Consider the following 15,652-nt stretch of genomic DNA (forward strand, 5'->3'; position numbering starts at 1 on the left):
GTTATTATGTATTTAGTTAACTTCTTATAACCAATGATGTTAACTTCTTGTTGTGTACCTTAATTTTTGAATATCAATCTGTTCTTTGCTGTATTGGCTTCCACTACAATAGGTTTGTTACGGTCTACTTCCTGTGCCAATAACTTTTTGGATAAATCATTCAATAAATAGTGTTGTATGGCACGTTTTACCGGACGAGCACCGAATTCAGGATCAAATCCTGCATTGGCTAAAAAGTCTATGGCAGAATCAGTTAATACTAAGTCCACACCATTGCCTGCTAACATTTTCTGTACACTCTTGATTTGAAGAGCTACAATTTGTTTGATTTCCGTTTCCGTCAATGGCAGGAACATGATAGTTTCGTCAATACGGTTTAGGAATTCAGGTCGAATGTTTTTCTTCAGCATATTCATTACTTCCTTCTTGGTTTCTTCTACAATCTCTTCCTTGTTGGAGCTGTTTAATTTTTCCATTTGGCTTTGAATGTATCCGCTACCCATATTGGAGGTCATAATAATAATAGTGTTCTTGAAATTTACCGTACGTCCTTTATTGTCAGTCAAACGTCCGTCATCCAATACCTGCAACAAGATGTTGAATACATCGGGATGTGCTTTTTCAATTTCATCGAATAGAACGACAGAATAGGGTTTACGGCGTACAGCTTCAGTCAATTGTCCCCCTTCGTCATAACCGACATATCCCGGAGGAGCTCCTACCAAGCGGGAAACACTATGTTTCTCTTGGTACTCGCTCATGTCAATACGTGTCATCATGGTTTCATCGTCAAACAAAAATTCAGCTAAGGCTTTAGCTAATTCTGTCTTACCTACACCGGTAGTACCCAAGAACAGGAATGAACCAATCGGACGTTTCGGGTCTTGCAAACCTGCACGGCTACGACGTACTGCATCAGAAACAGCTTCAATTGCTTCGTCTTGACCGATAACTCGTTCATGTAATTCTTCTTCTAAGTTAAGCAGCTTTTCTTTTTCGCTTTGCAGCATTTTGCTGACAGGTATGCCTGTCCAACGGGATACTACATCAGCAATGTCTTCTGCATCAACTTCTTCTTTAATCATGGCTTTGTCACCCTGCATTTTATGAAGTTTCTGTTGAGTGTCCTCAATCTCTTGATTCAATGCTTGTAATTTACCGTAACGGATTTCGGCAACCTTTCCATAATCGCCTTCACGTTCAGCTTTTTCGGCCTCAAACTTCAGATTTTCTATTTCAATCTTGTTTTGCTGAATCTTGTTGACCAAAGTCTTTTCGCTTTGCCATTTGGCTTTATGTGAATTTTCTTGTTCTTTTAGTTCAGCAAGTTCTTTACCGATTTGTTCCAATTTCGGTTTATCATTTTCGCGCTTGATGGCTTCACGTTCAATTTCCAACTGCTTAATTTTGCGAGAAATCTCGTCCAATTCTTCCGGCACGGAATCAACTTCCATACGTAATTTGGCAGCGGCTTCATCCATCAGGTCGATGGCTTTATCCGGCAGAAAACGGTCGGTAATGTAACGGTTACTTAACTCTACGGCAGCAATGATGGCATCATCTTTAATTCGTACATGGTGATGGTTTTCGTAACGTTCTTTCAAACCACGCAGAATAGAAATAGTACTCAATGTGTCCGGTTCATTTACCATCACGATTTGGAAACGGCGTTCCAGTGCTTTGTCCTTTTCAAAATACTTTTGATATTCATCAAGGGTAGTGGCACCGATACTTCTCAGTTCACCACGTGCCAAAGCCGGTTTTAAGATATTGGCGGCATCCATGGCGCCTTCACCCTTACCTGCACCCACTAACGTGTGGATTTCATCAATAAATAAGATGATATCTCCCTCCGATTTTTTTACCTCGTTGACTACTGCTTTCAGACGTTCCTCAAATTCGCCTTTGTATTTGGCTCCTGCTACCAATGCACCCATATCCAATGAATAGACTTGTTTATTCTTTAAGTTATCGGGTACATCACCACGTAGAATACGGTGTGCTAGTCCCTCTACAATAGCAGTCTTACCTGTACCCGGTTCGCCTATTAATATGGGATTATTCTTGGTACGTCGACTTAGAATTTGTAATACACGACGGATTTCTTCATCACGTCCAATGACTGGATCAAGTTTACCGTTTCGGGCGGCTTCATTCAAATTGATGGCATATTTTTCTAAAGACTGATAAGTATCCTCACTGGATTGGGAAGTTACCTTCTCACCTTTTCGTAACTCATTGATTGCTTCCCGTAACTCTTTCTCCGTCATTCCTGCATCTTTCAGAATGGTGGAAGTGGTACTTTTCACGTTCAGTAATGCCAATATTATAGGTTCCAACGAAACAAATTCGTCACCCATATCTTTCGAGTATTGGGTAGCCTTTTGAAGGACTTCGTTGGTCTCGCGGCTCAAATACGGTTCTCCACCTGTAACTTTTGGTAGTGAATCTATCTGCTTGTCAAGAATAAGAGCTATCTGTTGGCCGTTCATGCCTAGTTTCTGAAAGATGAAGTTGGTGACGTTTTCACCTACTTTCATTACGCTTTGAAGCAGATGTACAGGCTCGATAGCTTGTTGCCCTCGGCTTTGTACCAAATTTACTGCTTCTTGTACAGCCTCTTGCGCTTTAATGGTAAAATTGTTAAAGTTCATATTTTGTTCTCCTTTCTATTTTTTACTTTCTCAATAACACCTTAATGGGCGCAAAAGATTTGCCAACGGTAGATTTACGCCAAAATTTCAGTTAAGAGAAGAGAATGAATGTCAAAATGGCTGATTTACAGCAAATAGTTTTTATCTGAAAAACTTTTCGTACCTTTACTCCCTCAATAAAGAGTATGGTTATGGAAGATAACAAGATAAAACTTTCCGAAACAGTGATGGTGATAGATGTCGCTTATCTGAATTTTGTAATAAATGATTTAAAGAATTATTTTGAACGTAAACTAGAGCGTTCGCTACAGAAGATTGATTTAGCTCTTTTCGCGATGTATTTGGCTATGGATGCTGGTATAGAAGAGGGTGAAAATGATGTGCAAATATTGTTGCTATATGATAAGGAATCGGAAGAGTTACATCATTGTATGCCATGTGATGTGAAACAGGAGCTGGATGGAGTTGCTTTCAGAGGTTCATTGGGTGAATTTAGTTTTATGGCTGTTCCTTCAGAGGGGTTTGTGTCTCGGGGTGAATTGTTTCTTGATTTGTTGCGAATAATCTTGAATTCCGCTGATGTGGAGAAAATGGTTGTGGTATCTTTTAATGAAGAATATGGTGAAGATGTTGAGGATATATTGAAAGAGTACATTGATAGGATGACCGAGGGGAATGAGTCTGAAAAAGATATTATTCAGTTTAGAATGGAAGAACCTGTGTCTCCGGTAGGATATCTGTGGAAAATGTTAGGATATCCATTGATGACAGCTTTGGGCATTAAGGGTGAAGAATTGTAATTTTTATTAATTATCTCTAATCTACTACTTCTGTGAGTGATTTCCGTTTAAAAGTGTTTCAATCGGTAGCGAAGAATTTGAGTTTTACCAAAGCCTCGCAAGATTTGTTTATCAGTCAACCTGCTATAACCAAACATATACAAGAGTTAGAGTCTACTTATCAAACTCGTTTATTTGACCGGCAGGGAAGTAAAATTTGTCTGACGGAGTCGGGAAAGTTATTACTGGAGCATTGTGAGAGAATTTTGGAAGATTACAAAAGGTTGGAGTACGAAATGCATTTGTTACATAACGAATATAAAGGTGGGTTGAAACTAGGTGCTAGTAGTACAATTTCCCAATATGTATTGCCCCCGTTATTAGCTAGTTTCATAAAGAAATTTCCCCATATCAGCCTGTCGCTGACAAATGGTAATACCAGAGAGATAGAAACGGCCCTACAGGAACATAATATTGACTTAGGATTGGTGGAGGGCGTTTTTCGTTTGCCTAATCTAAAGTATACAACGTTTCTGGAAGATGAGTTGGTAGCTGTAATTCGTACAGGAAGTAAACTTCCTGTAGGAGACGAGATTACTCCGGAAGAATTGCTGAACCTGCCTTTAGTGCTTCGCGAAAGAGGTTCGGGTACATTGGATGTTTTTGAACGTGCTTTACTTCAACATAATATCAAGTTAGCTTCCCTTCAAGTGTTGATCTATCTGGGAAGTACGGAAAGTATTAAATTATTTTTAGAACATACTGATTGTCTCGGTATTGTTTCTGTCCGTTCCATCACTCGTGAACTCTATTCAGGGCAATTACGGGTTGTTGAGATAAAGGGAATGCCGATGCTTCGTGATTTCAGTTTTGCACAGCCACAAGGACAAGATAGTGGATTAGCACAGGTGTTTATGCAGTTTGCGATGCATCATAACAGTAAATTGTGAGATTGTATTATTACTTTCCGTTATAATACATAATAAGATTTAAATAGGATGACGTAATAGAAAAGCGTACCTTTGCGACCGTAAAAGAATTGATATTATAACTCTAAATTAAGATCTATGTTCAATCGCGGAAACAGAGGCAATACTATGCATGGTATTTTACTGATTGCCTTATTCTCTTTTTCAGCTTTCTATATTGCTGAAATTCCATTTGTGAAAAGTCTGTCGTTTAGTCCTCTGATTGTAGGTATTATCTTAGGCATGTTGTATGCCAACAGTTTACGGAACCATTTGCCGGAAACTTGGGTACCAGGTATTAAGTTTTGTACAAAACAGATTTTGCGTGCGGGTATCGTTTTATATGGTTTCCGTTTGACCTTGACCCAAGTTGCAGAGGTTGGTTTACCGGCTGTCGTAATTGATACGATTATAGTTGCAGGTACTATCTTTATTGGTATCGGATTGGGTAAATTATTGAAACTTGATAAAGATACGGCTTTGATGACCTCTACCGGTAGTGCTATTTGTGGAGCTGCTGCAGTATTGGGTGCGGAGCCTGTCATAAAGTGCGAGGGGCATAAAACAGCTATTGCTGTATCTACCGTTGTGATTTTTGGTACAATTTCCATGTTTCTTTATCCTATTATGTATCGTGCCGGTATGTTGAGTGGGTTGAGCGATATGGGAGTAGCCATTTATACAGGCAGTACATTGCATGAAGTGGCTCACGTTGCCGGTGCTGGCAATGCAATGGATCCAACTGATATGTTAGGTATTGCCGGACCGGCAACGATTACAAAAATGATTCGTGTTATGATGTTGGCACCTGTATTGGTTATTATGAGTCTTGCTTTGGCTGGGCGTAAAAAGTACGATGCTGATGGAAAAGTAGTTAAGAGTAAAATTACAATTCCATGGTTTGCATTTGGATTTATTGGTATAATCTGTCTTAATTCTTTTTTACAATATTTGTGCGGTGCAGAAACCGTGAAAGATATCCCTTTGAATGGAACAATTGAATATATTGACACATTCATGCTTACAATGGCAATGACAGCATTAGGTACTGATACAAGTATAGACAAGTTCAAGCAGGCTGGAGCAAAACCATTCGTATTGGCTTTCTTACTCTACATTTGGTTAGTGGTAGGTGGTTATCTTTTGACTAAGTATTTAGTACCTGGTTTAGTTTAATCATTGATATTACCTCACAATGACCTCCGAAGGAAGGACAGGATATTGCTTTTTCAATATTTGTATTTCCTCATTGGTTGCATATATAAATACACATCTCGCCATAGCTGGGATGTGTATTTTTTTTGTAGACACTTTCCATTGGCGACGAATAGAAGTAAATGGAAGATACGTAATTATACCCTGCTTCTCTAATATAATCTTTGTTTTTTGTTCGGAATGCGGTTTGGTTAATACGATATACCACGAACGTAGTTTATCCAAGTTTTCTTTTATATATTGAGCAGTCATAGCTAGTTTATTTGCGTAATACTTTTTTTCGTTTAAACTTTTGGTAATCACAATATGTCCATATTGCAATTCCCAATATACAAACTGGAATTGCAATGAGTATGTAGGTTACCAGTGTCATGGTTTTAAATCTTATTTGATTATTGAGACAAAAGTATTATAAAATTATTTATTTGACAAATAAAAGGTGAATATATAATAAATAAAAAATTGAATAATTAATTCATATTTAAGGCATATATTTTTCTTTATTTTTGTTGTTTGTGTAACAAAATTCTTTTATTTACGTCTATCAAATAGAAGCATTATAAATAGATTAGAAAGGTTCATGGACGCTGAAAGTTTAAAAAAGAGTTCCTACCTAATCATCGTGAGTTGTATTTTGTAGCTTATAAGCTATTGGAGAATGCAGCCGATGCGGAAGATTTAGTACAGGAGGCTTACTTGAAACTGTGGGTTAAACGGGAGGGACTGACAGTCATTAATAATTCTGAAGCATTCAGTGTTACTTTGGTAAAAAATATGTATTTTGATTTACTTCGTTCGAGTAAGTATATATTAAATAGACAGACTGTTGAACTGAATGCTGTACATGATATTCAACCGGTAGATAATCTGGAACTTCGAGATGAAGCAAGACAAATAAGACATATTATTACCCAGTTGCTAGAAGAGCGGCAACGTATAGTTACACTCTGGAAACATGATGTGTGTCCACCTACTCCGGAAGATACATTCTCTGATCCCCAGGATCCAGGATGCTTACGAAGTGCTTCAAGCTACTCTGTTGGAAGTTTCTGCGAACTCGAATAACGGTATAGAGTAGGTCAATGAAACGTAGAAAGATGTGAGAAAGATAAATAAGGAGGTAATCAAAGAATTTAAAAGATGAAATACGTATGAGAACAATGAAAATGATTTGGGCAGGTTTACTGTTAATGTTGCCTGTATTATGTCAGGCACAGAAAGATTTGTTTAATACATATAATGATGTGAAAGGAATATCATTCGTATATTTCGTAGGCAATGATAGATATGAATCCAAATTTTTTTACGAAAGATATCTATATAGGTAAGGTGGCCGGACAATTGAATAGTGTATACATACTTTCTACAATGGATAGTAATTTAAAACTCAATTTGAAGAAAGAATTTCGTGTATTGGTATACGACTCCAAATACGAGTTGTTGATGAAACAGAAAAGTACAGTTACCAGTTCTGAATTTTATATTAACCGGAAAGGAGATAAAGTAAAAGGGTTGATAATAATTATTGATGGCACCGCTACTTTGAAATGTGTATATTTGGAGGGAGAAATGACTTTAAAGGATATCCAGAACATCATGCTCTACCAAAATACGAGATTGAATGGGAATGTCTATCATATTCCAGGTATAGAATTAGCTGATACTAAAGTTTGGAAGCGTTTAATTTGATAAACAATTGGAAAACCTGGAAATAAAAGATATGAGGGAGAAAAAATAATAAATGGTGGACAATCATTGCTTATTGTCCACCATTTGTGTTTTGTGGTTATTTATCTTTTTTCAGTTCTGCAAAAATAAGTCCTTCCAACTCTTCAGCCAGTTCCGGATTATCAGCAATGACCTGTTTGGTTGCATCACGTCCTTGTGCTAATTTGGTATCATTGTAGCTAAACCAAGAACCACTTTTCTTGATAATTCCCATTTCAACACCCAAATCTACGATCTCACCTGTCCGGGATATTCCTTCACCGAACATAATATCGAATTCTGCTCTACGGAAGGGGGGGGCTACTTTGTTTTTTACTACTTTTACTTTGGTCTGTTTGCCCAGTACTTCTTCACCGTTTTTGATAGCCTGACTTCCACGGATATCAAGTCGTACGGATGCATAAAATTTCAAAGCGTTACCACCGGTTGTTGTTTCCGGGTTACCAAACATAACACCAATCTTTTCACGCAACTGGTTGATGAATATACAGGTAGTACGAGTTTTGCTGACAGCTGAGGTCAGTTTGCGTAAAGCTTGTGACATAAGTCGAGCTTGCAATCCAACCTTATTTTCGCCCATATCCCCTTCAATCTCGGCTTTAGGAGTCAAAGCAGCTACAGAGTCTACTACGATAATATCAATAGCAGATGAACGTATTAGCTGTTCAGCGATTTCCAATGCCTGTTCACCATTGTCCGGCTGTGAAATAAACAGATTATCTACGTCAACTCCTAACTTAGCGGCATAGAAACGGTCGAATGCATGTTCTGCATCGATAAATGCAGCTATACCACCGGCTTTTTGTGCTTCAGCAATGGCGTGGATTGCCAATGTCGTTTTACCGGAAGATTCAGGACCATAAATTTCGATGATACGTCCGCGAGGATATCCGCCTACGCCCAACGCTACATTAAGCCCGATAGAACCGGTAGGGATTACTTCGATATCTTCTATCTTTTCATCACCCATTTTCATGATAGAACCTTTACCAAAGCTTTTTTCTATCTTGTCCATGGCAGCTTGTAAAGCTTTCAACTTTTCACTTGATGCTGCCTTATTTTCGTTGTCGAAATTCAATTCGTCTTTTTTTGCCATCTTTATATTTTCGATTTAACAATTTACATGTCACAAAATTTGTGAGGCGTGTTCCTTAGTCTTTATTTCTTTCGGACCAATGATACGTTCTATTACCCCTTCCTCATTAATGATGAAAGTCGTACGGAAGGTTCCCATATATTTTCGTCCATACATACTTTTTTCTCCCCATATGCCGAATTGCTCTACGAGTTTTTTGTCTGTATCGGCAATTAAAGTAAAAGGAAGATTGTTTTTTTCAATAAATTTTTGATGCGACTTTTCATTGTCTACACTTACTCCTATTACTTCATATCCGGCTTGTCGCAGTTCTGAATAATTGTCGCGTAAGTTACATGCCTCAGCCGTACATCCGGAAGTCATATCTTTAGGATAGAAGTACAGTACAACTTTTTTCCCTTTATAGTCACTAAGGCGGATTTCTTTACTTCTTTCGTTAGTACCCAGTATTTCAGGGGCTTTATCTCCTATATTTATCATAACTCTAAATCTCCATCAATAACTTCGTGCCACGGTAAGCCTTGTTTGTTTAATTGTTCCATAAATGGGTCGGGATTGAATTCTTCTACATTCCACACCCCCGGTTTCTTCCAAATACCTTTTAGGAACATCATTGCACCAATCATAGCAGGTACACCGGTAGTGTAGCTTACTCCCTGCATGCCGGTTTCTTTGTAGGCTTCCTGGTGACTACAATTATTGTATACGTAATATGTACGTTCTTTTCCATCTTTTAGCCCACGTATGCGGCAACCGATGGAAGTTTCACCTTCGTAATTTTCTCCTAAATCTTGAGGATTGGGTAAAACAGCCTTCAAGAATTGCAATGGAACAATTTTTACTCCGTTGTAATCTACTTCGTCTATACGAGCCATACCAATATTTTGGATAACACGTAAATGTGTCAAGTATTCTTGTCCGAAAGTCATCCAAAAACGGGCGCGTTTGATGGTCGGAAAATTCTTTACCAGAGATTCTAATTCTTCATGATAAAGTAGATAAGAGTCACGCGGACCTATATTAGGATAAGTCAGATCTTTATGAATTTCTAATGGCTGTGTCGTTATCCATTCGTTATTTTCGTAATAGCGTCCGTTTTGTGTAATCTCACGAATATTAATTTCCGGATTGAAATTGGTAGCAAATGCTTTATGATGATTGCCCGCATTACAATCTACAATATCCAAATATTGAATTTCGTCAAAATAATGTTTAGCTGCATAAGCTGTATAAACGCCACTGACTCCTGGATCGAAACCACATCCTAGAATAGCTGTTAATCCGGCATCTTCAAAACGCTTTTTATAAGCCCATTGCCAACTGTATTCGAAATGAGCTACATCTTTAGGCTCATAATTGGCTGTATCCAAATAATTAACGCCACTTTTCAGACAGGCCTCCATGATGGTGAGATCTTGATAGGGGAGGGCTACATTTATAACGATTTCAGGCTTGAAGCTATTGAAGAGTGCCACTAATTCATCCACATTGTCTGCATCTACCCGGGCAGTTTTGATGGCAGGGTTACCAATGGCTTTCACAACAGCGTCACATTTGGATTTAGTACGGCTGGCAATCATAATTTCAGTAAACACATCAGGATTTTGAGCCACTTTGTGTGCCACGACGGTACCTACACCGCCTGCACCGATAATAAGAACTTTACCCATTTCTTCTTACTTACAAAAGATTTGATATAATTAATTTTTTTGGTGAGCAAATATAGGATTTAATTCTCAGATATACATTAAATTCTTACTAAATACTTTGGAGAAAGTAGTTCTACTCTCAAACAAACTGTTCATATTTTGGTTATTTCACATATATATAGGTTTGCAAATATAGTCTCCGTATCATCATTATGCGAATAAATTTGTTTCTGCAAGTAGTTTACACTATATTTGCCCTCGAAAAAATTAACTTAAACAACGAATAACAATGAAAAAAGTATTTGTTTCTCTTTGTATGGCAAGTGTGTTGTTAGGCTTGTCATCTTGTGCTTCGACCAAGAATGCCGCTACGATTTCTTCTATTAGTGGAGAATGGAATATTATTGAAATTAATGGTACTGCGGTAGTTCCCGCTCCGGGACAACAATTTCCTTATATAGGTTTTGATACAAAGACTGGAAAGGTGTTTGGTAACAGTGGCTGTAACCGCATGATGGGCTCTTTTGATGTCAATGCAAAACCTGGGATGATTGATCTTGGCGCTTTGGCCAGCACGCGGATGGCGTGTCCCGATATGACGGTAGAAAATAATATATTGACTGCTTTGGGACAAGTAAAGAAGTATAAGAAATTAGGCAAAGAGAATATCGCTCTGTGTGGTTCATCAAAGCGCCCCATTATCGTGCTACAGAAAAAGGAAACAGCAGTGGGTTTGTCCGAACTGAATGGAAAATGGATGATCAGTGAAGCCGGTGGTGTAGCTATTCCTACAGGTATGGAAAAACAGCCGTTTATTGAATTTAATATTTCAGAAAAGAGTTTGCATGGCAATGCCGGGTGTAATTTAATCAACGGTGGTTTCCAAACGAACGCCGAAAATCCCTCTTCCATCTCTTTCCCGCAGGTCATCAGTACTATGATGGCATGCCCTGATATGACAGTAGAAAGTCGTGTGATGCAAGCCTTGAACTCTGTTCAATCCTTTGGTAAGTTAGCGGGAGGTGGCATCGGCTTTTATGATGCCGATAATAATTTAGTGATGGTATTGGTGAAAAAATAAGGATTATTTTCTTGTAAAAATATTCTTTTTAAATAAAGGCTCTTGCAGATGATATCTGTTAAGAGCCTTTTCTGTGACGAGCGACTATTTTTTTCTTAACCCGGCTCGTATACGGCTTAGTGATTGCGGAGTGATGTACAAATAAGATGCCAGATACTTTAACGGTACGTCCTGCAATAATTCGGGGTTTTCTTCCATCAGCGTCAGATATCGTTCTTTGGCTGTTGGTGGAGCGCCATAAGCGAGTGTCGAAATGTCTACAGACAAAATTTCACGTTCAAAAATTTGTCTGCCGATATTTGCCATCTCGATAGAACGGGAGAAAAGTGTTTCTAGTTCGGTCTTGGATATACAGTATGCAGTACTATTATTTACCGACTCGATATTGATCTGAGAAACTTCTCCATTTACATAACCCCACGAGGAGAACCCTGCTTCTCCCGGGCCGACAAACCAAAGGGAATTTTCTGTACCTTCCGCCAGATAGTATCCACGCCATATGCCTTTCTTTATAAGGTAAAAGTTCGAATTTCGCGTTCCCGTTTCAACAATAAGTTCCCCTTTGGAAAAATTTACTTCTTTCATGTGAAACAGAAGTTCGAACAGGCTTTTTTCAGGTAACTTATACTTCTTGCAGAATTTCTTTATCATGGTTTCCATGCGACAAAGATAGCGAATTTTCCTTCTTTTTCTTTTTGCTATATATATAAATGATCAGTATAAAGAAGGTAGTCAGTAATTCTGCCAGCGGTGTAGCCAGCCAAATACCCGTATTACCTATCAAAAGAGGCAGGCCGTAGAAACAGGCGGTCAGCAAGATGAAACCGCGCAATAGGGTAATCACGGTAGCATACTTTGCACGTTCCACACTTTGGAAATATCCGATGGAAACGATATTGGCGGCAAAAAACACGAACCCCGTAGCGTATAGCGGCAATCCTTCTACGGCAATGTCGTATGCTGGATAGCTGCGGTCAATGAACATAGCTACAATGTCGCTACTGCAGAATATTGTAACCAGTGCAAAACAAGTACCGCAAATGATGGCGGTTTTCAAGGCAAGCAAATACGTGTGACGTACCCGTTGTGTCCGTTGTAGGCCGTAGTTATAACTGATAATGGGTTGTGCCGATTGGGCAATAGCGTTGTAAACCATGAATATAATAGGAAAAAAATAGCAGGCAATGCTGAATGCGGCCACCCCTTCCTCTTTCAGATAGTGGATGAATACCTGGTTACCTACGAACATCATGCAGGCAATGGCTATCTCGCACAAGAAAGCCGAAGAACCCAAACGGCACATATAACCAATATTACGTCCAATTAGTTTCATGCTGTTATGGCTGAGCTTTACAGGATAGAAACGAAGTGTGCACTGGGGACGTATCAGATAGAATACTATCATCAAGGCACCTACTGTGGTACCTATGGCACTTGCCAACGCAGCTCCGAGCATTCCCCAGTCAAAGGGGAAAATGAACAGATAATCCAGTATGATGTTCAGGATGGCAGCTACCACATTACACATCATTGCATAATTGGGTGAACCGTCGAGTCTCAAAAAGAACATTCCCGAATTGAGCAGTGCTGTGAACAGTGAGAAAGGGACAAACCAAAGCATATACTCTACTGCCAGAGGAGTAAGCCGTTCCGAACCGCCTAGTAGCTGTACTACTTGCGGGGCAAAAATACAGAAGATAGTGGAAGTACACATCAGCAGCAAGGAAGATATAACAACCGATTGTGTGATATTGATACGTGCCACCTTAACCTTGCCATGCGACAAATGGATAGATGCCACTACGGATGCACCTACGCCGAACATCAATCCGACACCCGTGGAGAACAGCCATAACGGTGCCACGATATTGACAGCTGCCAAGGCATCACTCCCGATACCTTTACCGACAAATATACCGTCCGTAATGACGAACAATGCTGAAAAAATCATTCCCAAAACAGTAGGGAGCAATAACTTGCGGAATAATGTTGCAATGTCCGTGTTCTTGAAGTCGATACTGTCTCTCATCTTTTCCATAATTCTTGTTTTATTAATAAGTGAAAACCAATCATTTCCGTTATAAGGGGTAAGGCTAGTTCCTTGCATACATTTATTACCCATGTATTGTTCTCTCTTTTACTAATCGGTCGGCAAAAGTAGAGCTTTTGTGTGGAATGAAAATTAACAAATGGTAATTTCCGACAGAAAATGCAGCCTTCCTTCTGCCAAACTGACAGACAAACTGTCATAAACATAAATTAGAGCGTGTCCTGAACAATTTGGCACGACGTTTGTCTTTTTATTGGCGTCTGCCGATGGGACAGACACCTATTTAAGAATAATAATAATAAAATAATAACGATCATGGGAAAAATTATTGGTATTGACTTAGGTACAACAAACTCTTGTGTTGCCGTTTTTGAAGGTAACGAACCTGTAGTAATTGCAAACAGTGAAGGCAAACGTACTACTCCTTCCGTAGTAGCATTCGTTGACGGTGGCGAACGTAAAGTAGGTGATCCTGCCAAACGTCAGGCTATTACAAATCCGACTCGTACAGTATCCTCTATCAAACGTCTGATGGGCGAAAACTGGGATCAGGTACAGAAAGAAGTAACCCGCATGCCCTACAAAGTAGTGAAAGGCGATAATAATACTCCACGTGTAGATATCGACGGACGTCTTTATACTCCGCAAGAGCTCTCTGCAATGATTTTGCAGAAAATGAAAAAAACTGCCGAAGATTATCTGGGACATGAAGTGACAGAAGCTGTTATTACTGTTCCTGCTTATTTCTCTGACTCTCAACGTCAGGCTACTAAAGAAGCCGGTCAGATTGCAGGTCTGGAAGTAAAACGTATCGTGAACGAACCAACTGCCGCCGCTTTGGCTTATGGTATCGATAAAGCACACAAGGATATGAAGGTTGCTGTCTTCGACCTTGGTGGTGGTACATTCGATATTTCTATTCTCGAATTCGGTGGTGGTGTATTCGAGGTTTTGTCAACTAATGGTGACACTCACTTGGGCGGTGACGACTTCGATCAGGTAATTATTGACTGGTTGGTTCAGGAATTCAGGAATGACGAAGGTGCAGACTTGACCCAAGATCCGATGGCTATGCAACGTCTGAAGGAAGCTGCAGAAAAGGCTAAGATTGAGTTGTCTTCTTCTACCAGTACAGAAATCAACTTACCGTACATCATGCCGGTAGGGGGTGTGCCCAAGCACTTGGTTAAGACATTGACTCGTGCTAAGTTCGAAGCTTTGTCTCACAACTTAATCCAGGCTTGTCTTGAACCTTGCAAGAAAGCTATGAGTGATGCGGGACTGACTAATGCTGATATTGATGAAGTAATTCTTGTTGGTGGTTCTTCCCGTATTCCGGCTGTACAGAAATTGGTTGAAGAGCTCTTCGGAAAAGTTCCTTCCAAGGGTGTAAATCCTGATGAAGTGGTAGCTGTAGGTGCTGCCGTACAGGGTGCTGTTTTGACGGATGAAATCAAGGGTGTTGTTTTGTTGGACGTTACTCCGTTGTCAATGGGTATTGAAACAATGGGTGGTGTAATGACTAAGTTGATTGAAGCTAACACAACCATTCCGTGCAAGAAGAGTGAAACATTCTCTACAGCTGCCGATAACCAGACGGAAGTTACCATCCACGTACTGCAAGGTGAACGTCCTATGGCTGCCCAGAATAAGTCAATCGGTCAGTTCAACCTGACAGGTATCGCTCCGGCACGTCGTGGTGTTCCTCAGATTGAGGTAACATTCGATATCGATGCCAACGGTATCTTGAAAGTATCTGCCAAGGATAAAGCTACCGGTAAGGAACAAGCAATCCGTATCGAAGCTTCCAGTGGCTTGAGCAAGGAAGAAATTGAAAAGATGAAAGCAGAAGCAGAAGCTAATGCTGAAGCAGATAAGAAAGAACGTGAAAAGATTGATAAGTTGAATCAGGCAGACTCAATGATCTTCACTACTGAAAATCAATTGAAGGATTTAGGTGATAAGTTGCCTGCTGATAAGAAAGCCCCGATTGAGGCTGCTTTGCAGAAGTTGAAAGATGCCCACAAGGCACAGGATTTGACTGCTATCGATGCTTCTATGGCAGAATTGAATACGGCTTTCCAAGCTGCAAGTGCTGAAATGTATGCTCAGAGTGGTGCTCAGGGTGGTGCACAAGCCGGTCCTGATATGAATGCCGGACAACAAGGTGGTGCTCAGGATAACAGCAAGCATGGTGATAATGTACAGGATGCTGACTTTGAGGAGGTGAAATAAGCACATAGAGAAATAAGAATACAATATCAAATGGAAAGCGTGTAGCTCAATGAGTTACACGCTTTTCTTGTTTTTGGCCGTACACAATAATATTGCTATCTTTGCGTTATTATTATAAACATCTGTACCTTATTTGTACCTGTAAGAAAAAGTAGATATGATGAGAAGAATAGATATTAAGAACTACAAAATGAATG

13 protein-coding genes and 1 pseudogene are annotated in these 15,652 nt (G+C 39.5%); 7 read left to right on the forward strand and 7 right to left on the reverse strand.

Annotation, left to right across the window (positions count from 1 at the left end; genetic code table 11):
• Positions 1–59: 59 nt before the first annotated feature.
• Positions 60–2,654, reverse strand: a complete 2,595-nt coding sequence (clpB, locus tag DXC10_RS06330) for an ATP-dependent chaperone ClpB (protein WP_101543163.1) — start codon at positions 2,652–2,654, stop codon at positions 60–62.
• Positions 2,655–2,845: 191 nt separating this feature from the next.
• Between clpB and DXC10_RS06335 the strand changes: the two genes are divergently transcribed.
• From DXC10_RS06335 to DXC10_RS06345, 3 genes are all read left to right on the forward strand, one after another.
• Entirely contained in the window at positions 2,846–3,454 is a 609-nt protein-coding gene (locus DXC10_RS06335) for a DUF6621 family protein (RefSeq protein WP_187120668.1), read from the forward strand.
• Positions 3,455–3,486: 32 nt separating this feature from the next.
• Positions 3,487–4,383: a LysR substrate-binding domain-containing protein gene (locus tag DXC10_RS06340; RefSeq protein WP_101543165.1), complete on the forward strand. Its 897-nt coding sequence runs from the start codon at positions 3,487–3,489 to the stop codon at positions 4,381–4,383.
• A gap of 117 nt (positions 4,384–4,500) precedes the next feature.
• A complete protein-coding gene (locus tag DXC10_RS06345) occupies positions 4,501–5,577 on the forward strand; it encodes a YeiH family protein (protein WP_101543166.1) in 1,077 nt (358 codons plus the stop codon).
• Between the two features lie 9 nt (positions 5,578–5,586).
• Here the strand turns inward: DXC10_RS06345 and DXC10_RS06350 are convergent, their stop codons facing one another.
• Positions 5,587–5,868: a transcription termination/antitermination NusG family protein gene (locus DXC10_RS06350; RefSeq protein WP_101543167.1), complete on the reverse strand. Its 282-nt coding sequence runs from the start codon at positions 5,866–5,868 to the stop codon at positions 5,587–5,589.
• 328 nt (positions 5,869–6,196) lie between these two features.
• Here DXC10_RS06350 and DXC10_RS06355 point away from each other — a divergent pair.
• Positions 6,197–6,564, forward strand: a pseudogene (locus DXC10_RS06355) (RNA polymerase sigma factor); the annotation flags it as partial.
• A gap of 339 nt (positions 6,565–6,903) precedes the next feature.
• Entirely contained in the window at positions 6,904–7,305 is a 402-nt protein-coding gene (locus DXC10_RS06360; RefSeq protein ID WP_370448202.1) for a DUF4252 domain-containing protein, read from the forward strand.
• A gap of 97 nt (positions 7,306–7,402) precedes the next feature.
• On the opposite strand, the gene recA is transcribed toward DXC10_RS06360, so the two are convergent.
• From recA to DXC10_RS06375, 3 genes are read right to left on the reverse strand one after another with little or no spacing between them, the layout of a single operon-like run.
• Positions 7,403–8,440, reverse strand: coding sequence for a recombinase RecA (recA, locus tag DXC10_RS06365; RefSeq protein ID WP_101543169.1), 1,038 nt, complete (start codon positions 8,438–8,440; stop codon positions 7,403–7,405).
• Between the two features lie 30 nt (positions 8,441–8,470).
• Positions 8,471–8,920, reverse strand: a complete 450-nt coding sequence (gene bcp / locus DXC10_RS06370; protein ID WP_187120669.1) for a thioredoxin-dependent thiol peroxidase — start codon at positions 8,918–8,920, stop codon at positions 8,471–8,473.
• A complete protein-coding gene (locus DXC10_RS06375) occupies positions 8,917–10,110 on the reverse strand; it encodes a saccharopine dehydrogenase family protein (RefSeq protein WP_101543170.1) in 1,194 nt (397 codons plus the stop codon). Before DXC10_RS06375 ends, bcp begins: the two co-directional genes overlap by 4 nt.
• Positions 10,111–10,378: 268 nt before the next feature.
• On the opposite strand from DXC10_RS06375, the gene DXC10_RS06380 reads away from it, so the two are divergent.
• The gene (locus tag DXC10_RS06380; RefSeq protein WP_117737527.1) at positions 10,379–11,170 is read left to right on the forward strand and encodes an META domain-containing protein; all 792 of its coding nucleotides are present in this window, start codon (positions 10,379–10,381) and stop codon (positions 11,168–11,170) included.
• Between the two features lie 84 nt (positions 11,171–11,254).
• On the opposite strand, the gene DXC10_RS06385 is transcribed toward DXC10_RS06380, so the two are convergent.
• A complete protein-coding gene (locus tag DXC10_RS06385) occupies positions 11,255–11,830 on the reverse strand; it encodes a Crp/Fnr family transcriptional regulator (protein ID WP_101543172.1) in 576 nt (191 codons plus the stop codon).
• The gene (locus DXC10_RS06390) at positions 11,793–13,208 is read right to left on the reverse strand and encodes an MATE family efflux transporter (RefSeq protein WP_101543456.1); all 1,416 of its coding nucleotides are present in this window, start codon (positions 13,206–13,208) and stop codon (positions 11,793–11,795) included. The genes DXC10_RS06385 and DXC10_RS06390 overlap by 38 nt, the downstream gene beginning before the upstream one ends.
• Positions 13,209–13,535: 327 nt before the next feature.
• Here DXC10_RS06390 and dnaK point away from each other — a divergent pair, with 327 nt between their 5' ends.
• Positions 13,536–15,455: a molecular chaperone DnaK gene (gene dnaK, locus DXC10_RS06395; protein ID WP_117737528.1), complete on the forward strand. Its 1,920-nt coding sequence runs from the start codon at positions 13,536–13,538 to the stop codon at positions 15,453–15,455.
• Positions 15,456–15,652: the final 197 nt, after the last annotated feature.

This window comes from Bacteroides sp. OM08-11, assembly GCF_003438665.1.
Lineage (GTDB): Bacteria > Bacteroidota > Bacteroidia > Bacteroidales > Bacteroidaceae > Bacteroides > Bacteroides cutis.

What these genes read in the sequence shown, in the direction of transcription:
- DXC10_RS06375 (WP_101543170.1), bottom strand. Translation starts at nt 10,110, where the DNA reads ATGGGTAAAGTTCTTATTATCGGTGCAGGCGGTGTAGGTACCGTCGTG.
- bcp (WP_187120669.1), bottom strand. Translation starts at nt 8,920, where the DNA reads ATGATAAATATAGGAGATAAAGCCCCTGAAATACTGGGTACTAACGAA.
- DXC10_RS06335 (WP_187120668.1), top strand. Translation starts at nt 2,846, where the DNA reads ATGGAAGATAACAAGATAAAACTTTCCGAAACAGTGATGGTGATAGAT.
- DXC10_RS06350 (WP_101543167.1), bottom strand. Translation starts at nt 5,868, where the DNA reads ATGACTGCTCAATATATAAAAGAAAACTTGGATAAACTACGTTCGTGG.
- clpB (WP_101543163.1), bottom strand. Translation starts at nt 2,654, where the DNA reads ATGAACTTTAACAATTTTACCATTAAAGCGCAAGAGGCTGTACAAGAA.
- DXC10_RS06390 (WP_101543456.1), bottom strand. Translation starts at nt 13,208, where the DNA reads ATGGAAAAGATGAGAGACAGTATCGACTTCAAGAACACGGACATTGCA.
- recA (WP_101543169.1), bottom strand. Translation starts at nt 8,440, where the DNA reads ATGGCAAAAAAAGACGAATTGAATTTCGACAACGAAAATAAGGCAGCA.
- DXC10_RS06385 (WP_101543172.1), bottom strand. Translation starts at nt 11,830, where the DNA reads ATGGAAACCATGATAAAGAAATTCTGCAAGAAGTATAAGTTACCTGAA.
- DXC10_RS06345 (WP_101543166.1), top strand. Translation starts at nt 4,501, where the DNA reads ATGTTCAATCGCGGAAACAGAGGCAATACTATGCATGGTATTTTACTG.
- dnaK (WP_117737528.1), top strand. Translation starts at nt 13,536, where the DNA reads ATGGGAAAAATTATTGGTATTGACTTAGGTACAACAAACTCTTGTGTT.
- DXC10_RS06360 (WP_370448202.1), top strand. Translation starts at nt 6,904, where the DNA reads ATGAATCCAAATTTTTTTACGAAAGATATCTATATAGGTAAGGTGGCC.
- DXC10_RS06380 (WP_117737527.1), top strand. Translation starts at nt 10,379, where the DNA reads ATGAAAAAAGTATTTGTTTCTCTTTGTATGGCAAGTGTGTTGTTAGGC.